Raw genomic sequence first — 16,175 nt, forward strand, 5'->3', positions numbered from 1 at the left:
TAAACCCTTTTGGTTGTATTGTTCGTGTGTGAAAATATGTGTAGGCGCTCCCCTCACCGGGTTTCAAAGAATCGCGCTAGTTAGATTCACTCGTGAAAAGAAATAGCAAGCCAAGGTCCAGACTCGTCCGCACGTTCGACGGTGTAACTCGTCCCTGACTATGAAGGTCTGCTCGGTCTCGCCACTGATCGCACACTCCGTGTTCGAAGTGTAACCGTGATACCCGCCCTCAGCGACGAACGTCGGTCCCACCGGGGACGGAGCGTGCACGTCACAGCGCCACTTCTCTCGAGAGCGCAGTAGCGGCGAAGCGATGGACGACGGGGGGGAGAATCGATGTCGTCTCACCGGTCTGCTGCCGTGGCGGTCCTGGTGATGTGTGTAATGGTCTGGACGACGAGCAATCGATCGTTGCCGTCGAGGGCTTCGGTTCGGAGCAGGTCACGGAGCGCTGGGGCGTACCGCTCGAACGCGCCGGGCTTCCGTTCGCTCGCGAGTTCCAGGAACTCGAGCGCGTCACTCGTCGGTGACTCCAGCCACGAGGGGCGGCTTCCACCAGACCGATCGTGGTCGCTCACGGCCAGCTGGTCGGCCAGGTCGGCCGGTGCGAGTGCGTTCCCGTCGACGAGCGCCGTCAGCAGGCTCGCCGTCGGCTGGTGGACGTCATCGCGGAAGATGTCGACGAGCGCCGCCCGGGCGGCGGCCGGAACTGTCCACAGCAGCCTCGCATCGATTAGGTCACGGATACCGCGGAACGCGTGCGAGCTGACGTCCAGCGTATCGGGCCGTCGTTCGTCGACTCGAACCGCTGCCGCCACGAGTCCGACTGCGACTCTGGCCGGCGACAACCACTCCCGTTCTGCGAGTGCGACGAGTGCGTCGACCGCGTGCTCTCTGCCACCGAGTACGTTGTTCAAAGCGTACAGCAGCGTCGATTCGAGTAGCGAGATCGGGCATTCGACGCATGCGGCGTCGACGACGACGGCGAGCAGTTCCACGGCGGCGTAGTTCCGCGGCCCCCCTCCCTCGTGCACGTCGTCGACGAGCGGGTACACTGGTACCGCGTCGGCCCGTCCGGAATCCGCCCGAAGGAGCGTCACCAGGAGCTCGTACGACTCGTGCCGCGAATGGGCAGGGAGCTCCGGGATCACCGCGGCGAGTGGGTCGACGACTCGGGCTCCGTCGACGCCGTCGAGTGAAGGGCCGACGCATTCGATTGCAATGCGTGCGGCGTGCTTGCGTGCCGCCGGCGCCGCCACCGGAACGACGGCTGCTGCGGCGCGAGCGAGCGCCACCCTCCCCTCGGCCCGATCGACGTCGGCTGCCAGCCGCTCGATGGCGGCGAGGCCGTCCGCGGGCGACAGGTCGGGATCTTTGCCGACGAGGTGCCCGTACTCGCGGCGGACCGCCGGGAGGAACTCACGCTCCGCACCTGCGTCCGCGAGGGTGAACAAGAGCGACTGGAGCGCCGCCTCCGTGGTCTCCAGTTCTGCGCTCCGCCGGGCACGTCGGATCGTCTCCAGTGGGACGTCCAGTGGCTCGGTGAGGATGCCTTCCTCGACGAGCACGGTGAGCGCTCTTGCGGCGCGAGCCGACTCCGACCCTCGGAGTGCTTGGACGTCGTCGACGAGTTCGTCGACCGGAATGGCGTCGGTAACGGGGAGTTGCGGGAAGTCGGCAGCGAGTTCGTCGAGGACGTCCGCCGCCCCGTGGCCGGGGTCGGCCGCCGTCTCCGCGATCAGTCGGTCGCGGAGCCGTTCGACGTCCGCTCTCGATGCGATTCCGGCGTCGACCAGGTGGCCAAGCGCGGCCGTCGAAACGAACCGGTGCTGGGCGTTCTGTGTTATCGCGGCGACGGCGTCTGTTCTCAGCTCGGGGCTCGGGTCAGCGTAGCCGCCCTCTACGAGGCGTGCGAGCGCTGTCGCGTACGTCTCGTGTCCCTGGTTGCGGTTCGACAGCGCCGCCACGAGTCCGGCACAGTCGAGGGTTGCCGACGGCGGGACTGCGTCCGCCTCGACCACCAACCGGATGCACTCCACGGCCATTCGACGGGCGGTTGCACGCGACTCCCGCTTCTTGATGATGAAATCGTCGGCGTCCGTCCACTTCTCGTCGGCGGCGACGACGTCGACTATCCGCTGGCACATCGGTTCCGTGACCGCAGTGACGACGCCTGTCTCGAGCACGTCGGCGAAAGCCACGGCCGCCTGCACCGGGAACTCGTTCGACTCTAGGCCCGTGACGACCGAGTCGACGAACGCTTCGACTCCCGAAGCCGCCACGGCGGGGGTCGCGTCGCCAGGGAACGACGTCCGGTCGGCGACCGCGTCCGCGACGGCGAGCCCGCTGGCGCGGACGAGACAGTCCTCTGCCTGGCAGGCACTCTCGACAACGCTCACCAGCGTGTCTGGCTCCTGAATATTGGACTCGTGGTACTCGACGATGCAGCGAACCGCCCTGAGTGCCGCGACCCGATCACTCGCTTCGTCCGTCGCACGGTACGCCCGCAGGAGATCCGGGACGAGCACGGACGCGCCTTCGTGGTTGCCGACCTGACACGGGTCGACGACGCTCAGCATGCCAAGCAGCGACAGGCCGCATCGGGCGGCCACTGGCGAGACAGGGGCCGAGACTGCACTGCTGGCAACGTCCACGAGCGCGTTCAGCCGGCGGTCACTGCGGGCCGACCCACGGACGGTAGCAGCAGTCGGTGGCGCCACCACGCGACCGACCCCGACCACTGAACCGGTCAGGTCGTCGGGGATCTCCGCGAGCGTCGACAGCGTCACCCCGTCCCGACTGCGGAACATTTCCGCCAGCGACGCAACCACCATCTCCTCGAGCTGTTTCGCATGGTGTCCGAGGTCGAACAGTGCCGTCGCCCGCGAGTCAGGTCCCTTTCCGTGCACGTTCTCGAACGTACCCACGAGCGCGTCGACGAGCGAGCGGACGCGCTCGCCAGCGAGTGGCGTCGGCTCCTGGACGGTGAATCCGGTGGTCCGTGCCAGCTCCCGGAGTTCGGCAACAGCGTCCCGCTGTTCGATGAGCGTGAACGGGACGCCATCGGTGTCCTTGTCGAGGCGTGCTTCGAGCTCGGCGACGGCGGTTTGGACGTCCAGCTGTCGATCGGTTCCGTTCGTCATAGCGAGGCGCGCGTCCCGGTCCGTCTGTGGGCGGGTGTCCGCCTGCATACAGCGGTTTCGTTCCAGATATTCCCGGGAGCCACCTAACGATATCGGCTCCAGGAACGGCGCACCACCGGCTCTGGACCTCGGACGCGGCTCGAACGACGAACGAGCGCACGCGGCTCCGCGACGACCGCGTGGTCGCGAGCGCCCGCACCGCGTTCTGGCGACGCCAGCAGGGTGCCACGGCCACCGGCGCCTCATCGTGGAACGGGGTCGCGGGGTCAGTCGGTAACTCCTCTCTCCCTCATCACCGGCGAGACTCGGAGATACTTTCTGCCGAATGTTCTCATCACCATTCACGTCCGCGTTCGCCACCGTATCACACGAATCGCAGACGTACAACCCACGCTCAACACGGTTTGCGTCACGCTTCCGACCACAGTACGAACGCGACTTCGACGTATCCCACGCAGATACTTCTTCAACCGAGATCCCTTCCATCTCGGCCTTGTACGTGGGGAAGTCAGTGAAGCGGTCGAACGCTCACGAGTGCAGATCGGGGTTGCCGTGCCTGACCCAGTTCTTCGACTCACCGTTCGCCTCGTCCTCACGGATGCCGGAGAGGTCGCCCACGGCAATCGTTCCAACACCCTCGTCAACACACCGCTGAACGACGTGTTTGGAGAGTGTGTGGCAGTCGCATTCCTCTCGAAAAGAAGCCTCGATACGCTACTGCTGTACTGCGGTTCTTCTCTTCGCTAAAGACGGATGGTCGCCAGGGGCCAATCTCTGACTCCTGATACCCTAGCTCGTCACGGAGGAGTGTCTCGGCGCTGGGTTGGAGGGTGAACCGGTAGCGAGGTTCGGGAACGACGCGCGAATCTTCCACTCGTCGTGCGCATCAACGACCAACCGAGGCGGCTTCGACATTAATCACTATTCCAATATGTTCCCGCATCAAAGTTCCCATTCAACCAGCACTACCTGACGACCGCCATGGAACCAAAATTCGAGTCACACTTGTTCGACCAGCGCTTCGTCCGGGGGTAACACGTGCACGGGCCGGGAGCGGTCTGCGAACGAGCGTGCTTGCTCAAGTTTCTCCTCCTTCTCGGCGTGAATCGTGAAGAGCGAGTCGTCGCGCTGGACCTCGTCACCGAGCTGGCAGTGGAGCGCGATGCCTGCCGCTCGATCTTTCGGGGCTCCTGCTCGTCGTGCCAGTTCGTTCACCTGGCGGTTGTCGACGTGCGTGACGACACCGCCGTTGGAGGCGTGAACCGTCGACCGACGTCGTCCGGGAGTGAGGTCCGAAAGCGAGATATCGGGGTCGCCGTTCTGTGCGGCGATGATCTCGCGGAACTTCGCTGCCGCGTCGCCCGATTCGAGAAGTTCGGTCGCTGTCTCGTCGACACCTGCTTCGTCCAGTAAGACCTGTGCGATGCACTCGCTTTTCACGCGGAGGTCTCGAGGGCCCGTGCCTTCGAGGACGGCGAGGACGTCGCGGGCTTCGAGTACCGGTCCGATCCCGCGTCCGATCGGTTGTTCGCCGCGCGTGATGGCACACTCGATGTGCATCCCGAGGTTCGTGCCGACGCGACTGAAGTCCTCCGCCATCTCCCGGGCTTCCGAGAGGCTCTCGACCTTCGCACTCTCCCCGTAAGGGAGGTCGATGACGACGTGGGTCGCGCCGGCACTCTTCTTCTTCGAGAGCACGGACGCGATCACTTGTCCGGGTGGGTCGAGCGAGAGCGGCGTCTCCGCGCGAATGATCTTGTCGTCGACGGGCGACAGGTTCACCGCTCCACCCCAGACCATACAGCCGTTCGTCTCGTCGACGATGGCTTTGACCTCGTCGAGGGAGAACGCGACGTCACAGAAGACCTCCATCGTGTCGGCGGTTCCTGCTGCGGAGGTCACTGCACGCGAGGAGGTCTTCGGGATGGTGAGGCCCGCGGCCGCAACGATCGGAACCACGATCGGCGTGACGCGGTTCCCAGCCACCCCACCGATGGAATGCTTGTCGACGATCGGGTCGCGTCCCCAGTCGATGGTCTCGCCGACGTCCACCATGCAGGTGGTGAGACACATTATCTCCTCGCGAGAGAGGCCATTGGCGTAGACGCCGGCGACGAACGCGCTGAGTTCGACGTCGTTCAGTCGGTCTTGGTTGATGTCGCGGACGATGGCGCCGATCTCGTGCATCTCGAGCTCGACGTCGTTGAGTTTCTTCGTGAGGTACGCGACGGAGTCGGGGCGCGGTGCGATGGACACCGCCACGTCGCCCGTGATGTGTCCGAGCGAGCGGGTGACGCCGAGCGTGCCCGGGGCGACGAGTTCGTCGGTGATCTCGACGATGCCGGTGCTGGCGCGGTCATCGTGTCGGATGCGGATGCGGTCGAGCGGGTGCACGCCCAGTTCGCTCGCGTCGCTCGAGTTGAGGAGGACCGTGTGCGTTCGGGTCCCGATATCGATCGCTTTGGCGACGAGCTCCATACGAGTATGTCACGCTCACTCATAATAGAACGACGCGGTCGTCGGGACTCTTCGAGTCGTCAACATACGAAGCGCGTTGGCTGCGGTGGTGCATGCTGTCGTTGAGGGGGTGTCGCTGAGGCGGTCGTCGAGGCCGACGGATTGCAGGATGCGGCGGTGCTTGTCGAGGGAAGCGGTTTCGGGGGTTACGGCCACCGCCACCGTATTTTTGTACTCGCCGTCTGTGTCAAGGGAACGTATGGAACCGGGTGAGGTGGCAGAACGGCGAGAGACTGTCGCCCGACGGGCGGAATTCGTCGAGTTACTCGAGGACGAGGGGGTTTTGAATCCAGCTGACATCGTGGACGAGCTCGCCCACTCTCGGTCGACGGTCACTCGGGCGCTGCGAGAACTCTGCGATGCGGGGCTCGTCGAAAATCGAGATGGTGGGTACGCTGCGACGGTCACGGGTGTGATGGCCGTCGAGGAGTTCCGACGCCACGAGGCGGCGAGTCGAGCTATCTTGCGGGCGAAAGAGCTCCTCGACCCGCTCGTCGACCCCAGCGAGTTCGACCCGGCGTTCCTCACCGGCGGCGAGACGTATCTCGCTGACGAATCCGCGCCGTTCAGGCCGCTCGAGGAGGTAGTGAGCCGAGTCCGCGAGGCCGACTCCGTGCAGGCGTATCTCCCGACGCTGGTGAATCCGTCGTTGCTGCGAGTCTGGCACCGGAAGGTGCGAGCCGAAGGTATGGAGTCGGTGGGGCTCTTCGACGAGGAACTGCTGACGCTTCTAAAAGGGCAGTATCCGCAGTTGCTCGCGGAGATGGGCGCGGCGGACGCGTTCTCGGCGTTCACAGCGGACGGGCCGCGGCACGCGCTGCTTCTCACGACGAAGGGCGGCGCGGCCACGGCGTCGGTCGTGGTCTACGATGGCGACAGCGGCGTCAAGGGGGCGATCGTCAACGACTCCGACTCGGCCGTCGAGTGGGCGCGAGACCGGTTCGAACGGCTCAAGGACTCGGCATCGGCCGTGACAGCCGAGTTCGACGCGCTGGCCGGAGCCGTCGAACTCGGACCGTCGGACCTCGAGCCGGCTGACTCGTCGGACTCGCGTACCGGGAACCTCGAACGCGACGGCGGGTTCGCCGGTCACGCACTGCCACTGGACCTCGAACGAGAGGGTTTCACCCGCCTCTCGAAGGAGTACTTCGAGTCACGCGAGCAGGCCCGCCCCGAAGTCAGTTGGCGGACTGGCTTCACGCTCTCGGAAGTGCGCGGGGGGCACGCAGTCGACCGATTCGACGACGAGGACCGGAACTTCGTCGACCGGATGCTCTCGGCGCTACAGGCAGGCCCCGACCACGTCGTTCTCGGACCGCCAGGAGCCGGGAAGAGTACGGCTTGCATGTCCGTCGCGTGCGAGTGGTACGACCAACAGATCGGGCCGGTCGTGTATCGCGAGCGCGGCGCTGGCGGGGAGTTCTCGTCGCCATCGCTCCTGGAAGCGTACCTCCGCCAGACCGACGACCACGCACTCGTCGTCGTCGAGGACGCGATTCGGACGGAAGCAAACGGCATCTTCGACGTGATGCTGTCGCTCAAGGGCCGAGACGACGTGACGTTCCTGCTCGACTCGCGAACGAGCGAGTGGAACGCGTCGGACGACCTCGTGGGTGACCCGCGTGTCGACGCCTATCGACGACGGTCGGTCGAGCAAGTACCCGTCCCCGAACTGGACGCGGACGGGTGCGAACGGTTCGTCGATCACTTCCGGTCGCTCATCGCCGAGGACATCGACGCCTCCGGTACGGAACTCCAGTCGGCGGTGGCGGACGGTGCACTATCCGCCCCCGCCGATACGCGGCCTCCCGGAAGAGCCCTGCTCGCCCAGACACACCTCTCCAGGCGCGTCGACACGGTCGCCGACCCAGACGGTACGGTGCCGAACGCGCTCGACGCCGACGTCCGCGAGACCTGTCAGTCGCTTCTCGATGCGGACCCGGAGTACGCGACGGAGCTCGCTGTGCTGGCCAGTCTCTGCAATGCCGCTGGTATCCCCGTCGCGACCGAGTACCTCTACGGCATCGCCGAACCGGACCGGTGCGGCGATATCGAAGCCGCAATCTCCGTCCTGGAGGGGCGCGTCCTGTTCGAGCATCGCGGCGTGACCGCTCCCAGGATGGAGTACCGCACCCACCACGAGACGTGGTCGCGGCGGTTCCTCGAGCGGTTCCTCGAACTCCTCTCCGAGGACCGCGCACGAGCAATATTCGGCCGATGTACCTCTCGGCTGTTGTCGCTCGCCGACGACGCCGATCGACGAAACCGCATCGAGCGGCAACTCAACCGGACGGCACCCCACCTTCACCGGATCGAGTCTGACCCTGGCGGGTGGGGCGACGAACTCGTGGAACGGATCTTCAGGCTCGGCCATACGAATGCTGGTCTCGCACCGTTGTACGGCGAGACAGACGACGGTACGATTGCGGTTCCGGACGCCTGCTCAGAGTTCATCCGACAGAAACAGCACTACTGGCGGGGAGAGATGAACCGCCTCCAGGGGAACCTCCGGCGAGGGAAAGCCGAGATAGAACAGTTGCTGGACGCCGACTCGTCGCCCGACGGCTTGACCGAGCGTGAAGCGAAACGGCTCCGCTATCGTGGACACGGCGGCATCTGGCACTTCTCCGCTATCAACGGCGACTACGAGACGGCGATCGACCACGCTCGGCGTAGCCTCGCGCTGGCGGAGGAACTGGAGGACGTGAAGAAGATGGCCCAAGCGCGAGCCATCATCACGCACGTCGAGATCGAGCGTAACAACCTCGAGGAGGCACAAGCACAGTACGAACGGTTCCGAGAACTGGCAGACGAGCACCAGTCACCAACATATGCGGGGACAGCATTGGAAGGGGCGCGCTGTTCGTTTCTGCAGGGAGCTCACCAACAGGCGAAGGAACGACTGCGTGAGTACCTCGACCGTATTGAGGACGCTGACAGCACCCCCGAAGAGGCGTCAGCGAGATACCATCTCGGTCGAATCGCAATCGTCGAAGACGACTTCGAGACGGCGAAATCCCATCTGAGCCGTGCAATGGCGACCAGTCGGTCGTCCGGAGCCTCGATGGTGGAATCTCAAGTCCACGCCTCACTCGGACGGGTTGCGCACTTGGAAGGCCGTCTGGAAGACGCCGAGAGCCACCTCGAGCGCGCGTCAGAACACGGACGTGGCGTTCCGTCCCTCGTCGCCCCAATCCACGCCGTATTGGCCGACGTGGCGTTCGACCGCGGCAACCTCGACAGATCTGAGTCGCTCGCGAGGAAGGGCCTGGAAGCGGCAGCGGATGATTCAGCCCCAATCGAGATGGCCGACGTCTCGCGAACGCTAGCTCGCATCGCGCTCCGCGAGGACAGCTACGAAGACGCCGAAGCACACCTCGTACGGTGTAGAGAGGCGAGCCGAACGCTCGACAATCCGTTGTTGGCCGCCAAGTGCAATCGGCTCCGCGCACGCCTCGAACTCGCGCGTGGGAAGGAGGATGAAGCAGAAGAGTACGCTCGCCAAGCGCTCGACCGGTGCCGAGAGTACGACACGACCAGCGACGCTGCCGGCTGCCTCAGGCTACTCGGGCTGACAGCGTTAGAACGCGACCACATCGAATCCAGCGCAGACTACCTTCTGGCGGGGCTCGAGGCGGCCAAGGAGAGTGGCGTGGTCACTCGAACCGCCGAACTGCACACGGCTCTCGCTCGTCTGGAACTCACGAGACAGGACCCACAGAGTGCCCGGAATCATCTCGAGTCAGCCCTCGATATCGCCGCTCGACTGGGCGACGAGGAACGAGTTCAATCCATCAGGAACGACATCGCCGCTCTTGATACCAATCCAGCAGCCGATAGCCCGTGACGACTCTCGTCAGTTCCTCCGTCCCCGATCAGCGCCGTTCGCATCACTCGATGGGATTTCGAACCGAGGCGTCGTCACCGATGGGCAGTCGATATCTCCGGAAGGCCCGGGAACTGTTGCGGTCAGATCGATGGCGCGACGAACGTCTCCTCCATGGGGTCTTCCAGGCCCCGAACCGCAATGTAGGTATCCCACGTTTGGCCGCCAGTATCGACGATGCGTCCGACGGGCCCGTCGGGGTCGATACCGATACCGATACGATTCCCGACGTCCGGATGTGCCCGGATCGATTCGATGAGTGCCTCTCCGGCCGCCTCGTGACCGGGCGCATACCAGAGGTCGGCGATACCGGTCGGCTTGATCTCACGGCTCTCCGGGAACGCCGGCGGGAGCTCGTCCGCGTCTTCGAGTTCGGGCGGGAGGGTCTCGAGCTTGTTCCACATCAGCTTGTGCGAGTTGATGACGCCGGCGCCAGCCACGAGTTCCCCCTCCGAGACGACCACGAAGTAGTCCGCTATCGGCTCCCCTATCGGTGACTCCGCCAACCGCTGGCGTAGTTCGTCGACGGTGTGAGGCGCGTACAGCTCGGCGTCCGCATAGAACTCGTCCGTTTCCCGCACGACGGTATCGTGCTCCGCGTCCGTCACTGGTCGAACGGTGTATTCGTCTCGACGCGGCGCTTCGTCGAGCGGTTGCATCGGAACCATCACCGTCTGATACGGGAAGCCGTCGGCCCACGTTTCCGCAACCGCCTTCGACGGTTCGTTCCCGGTCTGAATCTGGGCGAACACCACGCAGTCATCGCCACGGTGGTCCTCGGCGTACTGGACGCGCTCGGCAGCGAGTCGTTTCCCGAGACCGCGCCCGCGGTACTCCTCGTGAACGGCCAACCCGACCAGGTAGGCCATCGGCCGAATCTCTCCGCCCACGCGGGCGTCGGTGAAGGAGACGAATCCCGCACCTGCAAGGTCACCGTCTCGCGTTTCGGCGACGATGCCGTGCGTATCCGTTGCCGGGTCTATCTCCGTGTAGGCAACGTAGGGGTCGATCTTGAATCGAGGCGCCATCCCGATGTCGCCGGTATCCGGACTATTCGCGTAGAGGGCCGCGAGCTCGTCGCCGTCGTCAGCCGTCGCCGGTCGCACGTCGAACGCATCGTCAGCCGGTTGGGAATCAATCGACATTTCACTCCTAACGACGTCGGGAAATCCCGAGGTATCATCCCACGACCCACTGGCTCACGGACCGAGCCAGCAGCGATCAGCCGTCACACCGACTGATAGGTGATCGAGCCCCGGGTCGTGGATTCGACCTGCCTTGCTCACTCCCTGAGCCACCGGGTCACGGCTCGAAACCAGGGGGCTTCCACCACTATATCGAACTGCATGTCGATCGACCTTGGACCGTTGTATGGAGCAAGACACGCTGGCCATCGGCGAATCATCGTGGGCTGTCTGGTGCTCTGTCTCGTGTTCGGCGGGCTGCCTGCAACCGCGAGTGCAGCCACCTCGCCCGAGTTGAGCGCAGATGACTGCGAAATCCGGCTGGACCCGCCCAGCGACGCCGCGTACGACGTCCACGTCGTCGGGTACGCCGCGTCCACGAATACGTTCCACGTGACGCTCACGCACACCGGCGATGAGCTCCCATGCAACGCCAAGTCTCGCAATCACATGCGTGCAATCTGGAGCCACAGGTCCACCAATCTGTGAGTCGCATTGCGATTTCATTCAACTCAGGATGCCCACCATTCGTCGTACCCCAAGGTGGCCTCACGGTTCGGGGGAACCGCGAGTGCCACCATCGGGCAGGACTCCCGACTTTCCATGTACGATTGCATGATGTCTACGAACATACAAGTAAATGGATAGAGATTTGATTTCCATGTCCTCGGTCGAGATTAACGGTGTCTCCACGTACTACGAAGAATACGGAGACGGGCCGCCACTCGTCGTTCTTCACGGTGCAACAAGCGATCATCAACTCTGGGCCGAGCAACTCCAACCCCTCACAGATTCGCTCAGAGTAATCGTCTACGACCTCCGCGGGCATGGTCAGTCAGAAGGGTCGACACACAAGAGATACACAATCGAACGCTACGCCGACGACCTCGCCGCCTTCATCGACACACTTGGTTTGGAGCGACCGACCGTCTGTGGACTGTCGACGGGTGGGATGATCGGGTATCAGTTTGCAGCCAACTATCCAGAACAGCTATCGGCACTAGCCACGGTCGGCGCACCAACCCCACAGACGTTCACCCTCGGCGAACGCCTCACCAGAGTCGACGTTGCGAAACTTCTCACCCCCATCATGGGGAACGACCGGCTGATGCGAACCATCGACTGGGTGTGGGAGCAGCTTTTCCGCGACAGTACCACCGTCGACATGGACGACCTCGAGGAGATACGCGACTCTCACGCCTGCGATGCCCCGGAAATGCAGGCCAGCGAACGCGAAAAGGTGATGCGGGGCGTCCAATCGTATATCGGTTCGCAATTGGAGTGGGACCGCATCGACGTCCCCGTGCTTGCGATGTACGGCGAGAACGAGCCCTTCATCGACCGGCATACTGAGTACCTCGATTCGGTTCTCGAGGAGTGTCGTGTCAGGGAGATCCCTGATGCGACCCACAATTCGCACGTCGACAACCCCGAGTTCATCATCGAGGAACTACAAGAGTTCCACTCCGGGTTCGACAATCATTGAGGTCAACATCGTCGTCGAGGTGCTCGCTACGGGTCGTGTCATCGGTTTCGAAGTACTAGAGCCGGGCTCGCGAGAGGCGACGACGAAATCCAGGAACTCATCGTCGGCTTCGTTGATAAAGTTACGAGCGCATACCCCCGTCTTTAGGCGGGGGTCAAGCGGACAATAGCGTACCCCTCAGCGACGACGCGACGGCTGGATTTCCAACCGATTCACCGTCAGTATTATCACAACTTGACCTATAGTGTGCAATACGGATGAAGACCACACGGCACGCGATATATAACCTCAACTACCACATAGTGTGGTTGCCGAAGTACCGCAACTCGGTACTCGTCAACGAAGTCGCAGACCGTGTGCGAACCATCCTCTACGAAATAGCCGACGACAAGGGCCTCGAGATACTCGACCTGACCGTACAACCCGACCACATCCACCTGTTCGTCAGTAGCCCACCGAAGCACGCGCCGTCGCTTCTCGCCAACTGGTTCAAGGGTATCTCCTCGCGGAAGTACAACCACAGATACGCCGACCACGACGGCGAGAAGATTCGATGGGGGCGAGGCTACTATGCAGGAACGGCGGGCAACGTATCTAGTGAAACTGTCGAGAACTATATCCAGCAACACAAGGAGGGCGATTCGTGACCGAACTCACGAAGACGCTGGAACTGAAACTGGTAGAGCCGAACGCGAACAAGCGGAGAAAACTCTGCGAGACACGAGAAGTGTACCAACAGGCCCTTCACCACGCCTTCGACGCCGGATGTACCACACAGACCGAAGCGAACGATATAGTGGTCAACTACGATCTGAGTGGATATGCGAAGAACGCGCTCAAGAAGTACGTCCCGCAACTCACGACGACGTACAACGCGGGCGACCTTCACGACGACCACCCTGTTCGCTTCACGAACGAGGGGCTACGGTTTGACCACAAGCCCGAGAACGCAATCGAGTGGTACGTCAAGATTCCGCACCATGAGGACTACCACCTCTGGCTGCCAGCACAACCGAATCCCGACCAGCGTGACTGGTTGGAAGCGTTGAACGCGGGAGATGCCACGATGGGCGAGGGTCGGCTGTTCGAGCGAGACGGGACGTGGTATCTCCACGTCACCGCTACCCGCGACGTTGAGGATGGTTCCGAGGTGTCCGCCGAAGAACGGACGCCCATCGGAGTGGATATCGGGGAAGCGTCGCTCGTCACGGTGTGTCACCGCGACGGGCACGGTTCTCCGACCGATCCCGAACTGTGGGCCGACGAGGGCAAGACTGTTCGTCGGCTCCGCAAGACCTACTTCACCGCCACGAGACGACTCCAGACGCGCGGAAGTGAGCGTATCTCTGAATCGTTTGGCGACGACCTGTGGAAGCGGATAGACGAGGTGTTCCACCGCGTCACCCGCGAAGTCGTGGAGTACGCCGAGTCCGTCGAGGACCCCGTCCTCGTTCTGGAGGACCTGACGTACATACGGGAGTCGATGGACTACGGCGAGTATATGAACCGGCGTCTCCACGGATGGGGGTTCGCCAAACTCCACGCGCAGATACGCTACAAAGCCGTTGAGAAGGGTATCCCCGTCGAAACGGTGAATCCGCGCAACACGTCGAAGGAGTGCCACGCGTGCGGTGAGGTGGGGTATCGTCCGAAGCAGGCGACGTTCACGTGTACGAACGACGCATGCTGGATGGGCGAGTATCAAGCGGACGTGAACGGAGCGGTGAACATCGCAGACCGCTACCTCAGTGGAGAGAGTTGTTCCAGAGAACACGAGAACGACGATGACTCGGCTGAGGATGGGGCGTGTTTGGCCGCGCCACAAGACAGCCAAGCCGATGCTACCACGCAAGAGACGCTTGGACCATATGCGTCTTGAAACCACAGGGCCGAGCAGACGCTCGGCCTGAAATCCCGTGGCGGGATTCCCGCGTCTTCAGGCGCGGGAGGAGGTCAATCGGTTCGTGGCGGGTGGTCTCGCTCCGGTTCTATCAGTCCGTGCAGTGGTTCGCGTTGGCTGTCAGGATTCGATGGCGCGTTGGATGCGGTGTTGCATGGCGTCGTTGATGGGGATGTCGCTGAGGCGGTCGTCGAGGCCGACGGATTGCAGGATGAGGCTGGGGTCGTCGAGGAGTGAGAGTTCGAGGTGGGTGCCTTCGCGGTAGCCGTCGCTCGTCCGGTTCATATCGACGATTTTGAGGGTTTCGTATTCGCGGAGTTGGTCCGTGATGCGTTTCTGGCCGAGCGCGTCGGCGCTGATCGCGTCGGCGAACGCGCGGTAGACGCGGTACATCTCGGTGGCTTTGAAGTACGAGCGGTCGGTGAAGTGCTCCATCGCTGCGAGTGCGGCCATCGCGATCTTCGCTTGCGTGGGGCACCCGCGGATGAGGTCGCGGAGTCGAGTGACTTCGGCGTCGTCGTTGGCGGCGCGGACGTGGTCTTCGGTGACCTGCTCGGTGCCTTCGTCGCGCGCGACCTCGCCGGCGAGTCGGAGGAGGTCGATGGCGCGACGGGCGTCGCCGTGTTCCTGGGCGGCGAATGCGGCACACAGCGGGAGGACGTCGTCGCTGAGGACGCCGTCGCGGAAGGCGTCGGCGCGACGGTTGAGGATGTCGCGGAGTTGGTTGGCGTCGTAAGCGTCGAAGACGAGGTCGTCGGGGGCGAAGCTGGAGGTGACGCGGGTGTCGAGGCGGTCGCCGTACTTGAGGTCGTTGCTGATGCCGATGACGGTGAGGCCGGCGTCGATGTCGTCTTCTTCGCCGGCTCGGGAGAGCTGCATGAGGAGTTTGGAGTCGTCGGCTTCCTCGGGTGTGACGTTGCTCTGGAGGGCTTCGTTGGGGGCGAGGCGGTCGATCTCGTCGAGGACGATGATGATGGCGTCGTAGAGTTGGTTGATGATGGTCCAGAGGCGGTCGTAGTAGGCGCCGGTGGAGATGCCGGAGTGGGGGATGGTGACGTTGGTCTTGGTGGGGTCGTTGAGTTGGGAGGCGAGTCGGATGACGGTCTGTGTTTCGCTGCGGCGTTGCGCGCAGTCGATGACGACGAGACCGATGTCGACGTCGGCGTCGTGGCCGCGTTGAACGACTTCCCGACCGACGTACTTCGTGACGAGTGTCTTGCCGGACCCGGATTTGCCGAGGATGAGTGTTCCTTTGCCGGAGGCGCCGTTGATGGCGGGTTTGAGGCGGTGTGCGACGGTCTCGATCTGTTCGTTGCGGCCGACGATCTTCTCTTCGTCGGGGACGACGTTGGGGTCGAGGAGGCTTTCGTCGGTGAAGATGGGGTCTGGTTCGTCGAGGACTGAGAGAGGGTCGTCTCGGGGTGGGCTGGTGGCGCGCGAGTGGGCGACGGCGCCGTGGGCGGTGGCGAAATCCCCGAGCGTGTCACCGTCGGTAGACATACCACCACCTTTCAAATGAAATGCCCTTAGTTCTTTCCGTCGAACGTCTATTCTTCCGGTAGAGGCCTTGTTCGCGGGTTCGAGGCTCGTGTGAGGGTCGCCTAGGGGGTGTGGTGCGGATGGGGGCGTGTTTCGAATGATTCCCCGTGTATGCTGAGTGGTTGGGGCGTGCGTCTGACACCGGATTTCAGATGAATTTCTGTCGTGCGGAACGGAGTTGTGGGGCCGAGTGGACCGGGACTGGGAGCCTGTCACGCAGTGTCGAATGGCTCCGTATCGGCTGCATGGATGAGAAAGGCCCGTCTCGAATCCGACACCGTCTTTCAAATGAATTCCCGGCTGGTTCTCGAGACCGCAGCGTCACGGACACCGGATTTCGAATGAAATCCACCGCGACACAGACGCCACTCCACCACGACACAGTGGCTGCCCAAGTTCGAGACCGAGACCGAGCACGTTCCAGTGACGACACCCTGCTGGCCTGACGGCGACTCGATGACACGCTTGCTATCTCGGGTGGCACCAGACTGCCGGGGGAGAGTGGCATGACTCACTACAC

The 16,175-nt window shown here is 63.4% G+C and carries 8 protein-coding genes and 1 pseudogene; 4 read left to right on the top strand and 5 right to left on the bottom strand.

Annotated features, from left to right (window positions below):
* Positions 1-344: 344 nt before the first annotated feature.
* The 3 genes and pseudogenes from ACZ48X_RS03330 to ACZ48X_RS03340 all read right to left on the bottom strand — a co-directional run bounded on the left by ACZ48X_RS03330 (position 345) and on the right by ACZ48X_RS03340 (position 5,621).
* The gene (locus tag ACZ48X_RS03330) at positions 345-3,191 is read right to left on the bottom strand and encodes a hypothetical protein (RefSeq protein WP_336351961.1); all 2,847 of its coding nucleotides are present in this window, start codon (positions 3,189-3,191) and stop codon (positions 345-347) included.
* A gap of 228 nt (positions 3,192-3,419) precedes the next feature.
* Positions 3,420-3,821 (bottom strand): annotated as a pseudogene (locus tag ACZ48X_RS03335) (zinc ribbon domain-containing protein); the annotation flags it as partial.
* A gap of 321 nt (positions 3,822-4,142) precedes the next feature.
* Positions 4,143-5,621, bottom strand: coding sequence for an AMP phosphorylase (locus ACZ48X_RS03340; protein WP_336351811.1), 1,479 nt, complete (start codon positions 5,619-5,621; stop codon positions 4,143-4,145).
* Positions 5,622-5,859: 238 nt separating this feature from the next.
* Between ACZ48X_RS03340 and ACZ48X_RS03345 the strand changes: the two genes are divergently transcribed.
* Entirely contained in the window at positions 5,860-9,507 is a 3,648-nt protein-coding gene (locus ACZ48X_RS03345) for a transcriptional regulator FilR1 domain-containing protein (protein WP_336351810.1), read from the top strand.
* A 122-nt stretch (positions 9,508-9,629) separates the two neighbouring features.
* Here the strand turns inward: ACZ48X_RS03345 and ACZ48X_RS03350 are convergent, their stop codons facing one another.
* Positions 9,630-10,691, bottom strand: coding sequence for a GNAT family N-acetyltransferase (locus ACZ48X_RS03350; protein ID WP_336351809.1), 1,062 nt, complete (start codon positions 10,689-10,691; stop codon positions 9,630-9,632).
* A gap of 700 nt (positions 10,692-11,391) precedes the next feature.
* Between ACZ48X_RS03350 and ACZ48X_RS03355 the strand changes: the two genes are divergently transcribed.
* The 3 genes from ACZ48X_RS03355 (at position 11,392) to ACZ48X_RS03365 (ending at position 14,095) form a co-directional block, all read left to right on the top strand.
* Positions 11,392-12,216, top strand: a complete 825-nt coding sequence (locus tag ACZ48X_RS03355) for an alpha/beta fold hydrolase (protein WP_336351808.1) — start codon at positions 11,392-11,394, stop codon at positions 12,214-12,216.
* A gap of 257 nt (positions 12,217-12,473) precedes the next feature.
* A complete protein-coding gene (gene tnpA, locus ACZ48X_RS03360; protein WP_336351807.1) occupies positions 12,474-12,863 on the top strand; it encodes an IS200/IS605 family transposase in 390 nt (129 codons plus the stop codon).
* A complete protein-coding gene (locus tag ACZ48X_RS03365) occupies positions 12,860-14,095 on the top strand; it encodes an RNA-guided endonuclease InsQ/TnpB family protein (RefSeq protein ID WP_336351806.1) in 1,236 nt (411 codons plus the stop codon). Before tnpA ends, ACZ48X_RS03365 begins: the two co-directional genes overlap by 4 nt.
* A 141-nt stretch (positions 14,096-14,236) precedes the next feature.
* On the opposite strand, the gene ACZ48X_RS03370 is transcribed toward ACZ48X_RS03365, so the two are convergent.
* Positions 14,237-15,616, bottom strand: coding sequence for a Cdc6/Cdc18 family protein (locus tag ACZ48X_RS03370; RefSeq protein WP_336351805.1), 1,380 nt, complete (start codon positions 15,614-15,616; stop codon positions 14,237-14,239).
* Positions 15,617-16,175: the final 559 nt, after the last annotated feature.

The sequence above is a fragment of the Halorubellus litoreus genome, assembly GCF_055378595.1.

What these genes read in the sequence shown, in the direction of transcription:
- ACZ48X_RS03350 (WP_336351809.1), bottom strand. Translation starts at nt 10,691, where the DNA reads ATGTCGATTGATTCCCAACCGGCTGACGATGCGTTCGACGTGCGACCG.
- ACZ48X_RS03370 (WP_336351805.1), bottom strand. Translation starts at nt 15,616, where the DNA reads ATGTCTACCGACGGTGACACGCTCGGGGATTTCGCCACCGCCCACGGC.
- ACZ48X_RS03355 (WP_336351808.1), top strand. Translation starts at nt 11,392, where the DNA reads ATGTCCTCGGTCGAGATTAACGGTGTCTCCACGTACTACGAAGAATAC.
- ACZ48X_RS03340 (WP_336351811.1), bottom strand. Translation starts at nt 5,621, where the DNA reads ATGGAGCTCGTCGCCAAAGCGATCGATATCGGGACCCGAACGCACACG.
- ACZ48X_RS03330 (WP_336351961.1), bottom strand. Translation starts at nt 3,191, where the DNA reads ATGCAGGCGGACACCCGCCCACAGACGGACCGGGACGCGCGCCTCGCT.
- ACZ48X_RS03345 (WP_336351810.1), top strand. Translation starts at nt 5,860, where the DNA reads ATGGAACCGGGTGAGGTGGCAGAACGGCGAGAGACTGTCGCCCGACGG.
- tnpA (WP_336351807.1), top strand. Translation starts at nt 12,474, where the DNA reads ATGAAGACCACACGGCACGCGATATATAACCTCAACTACCACATAGTG.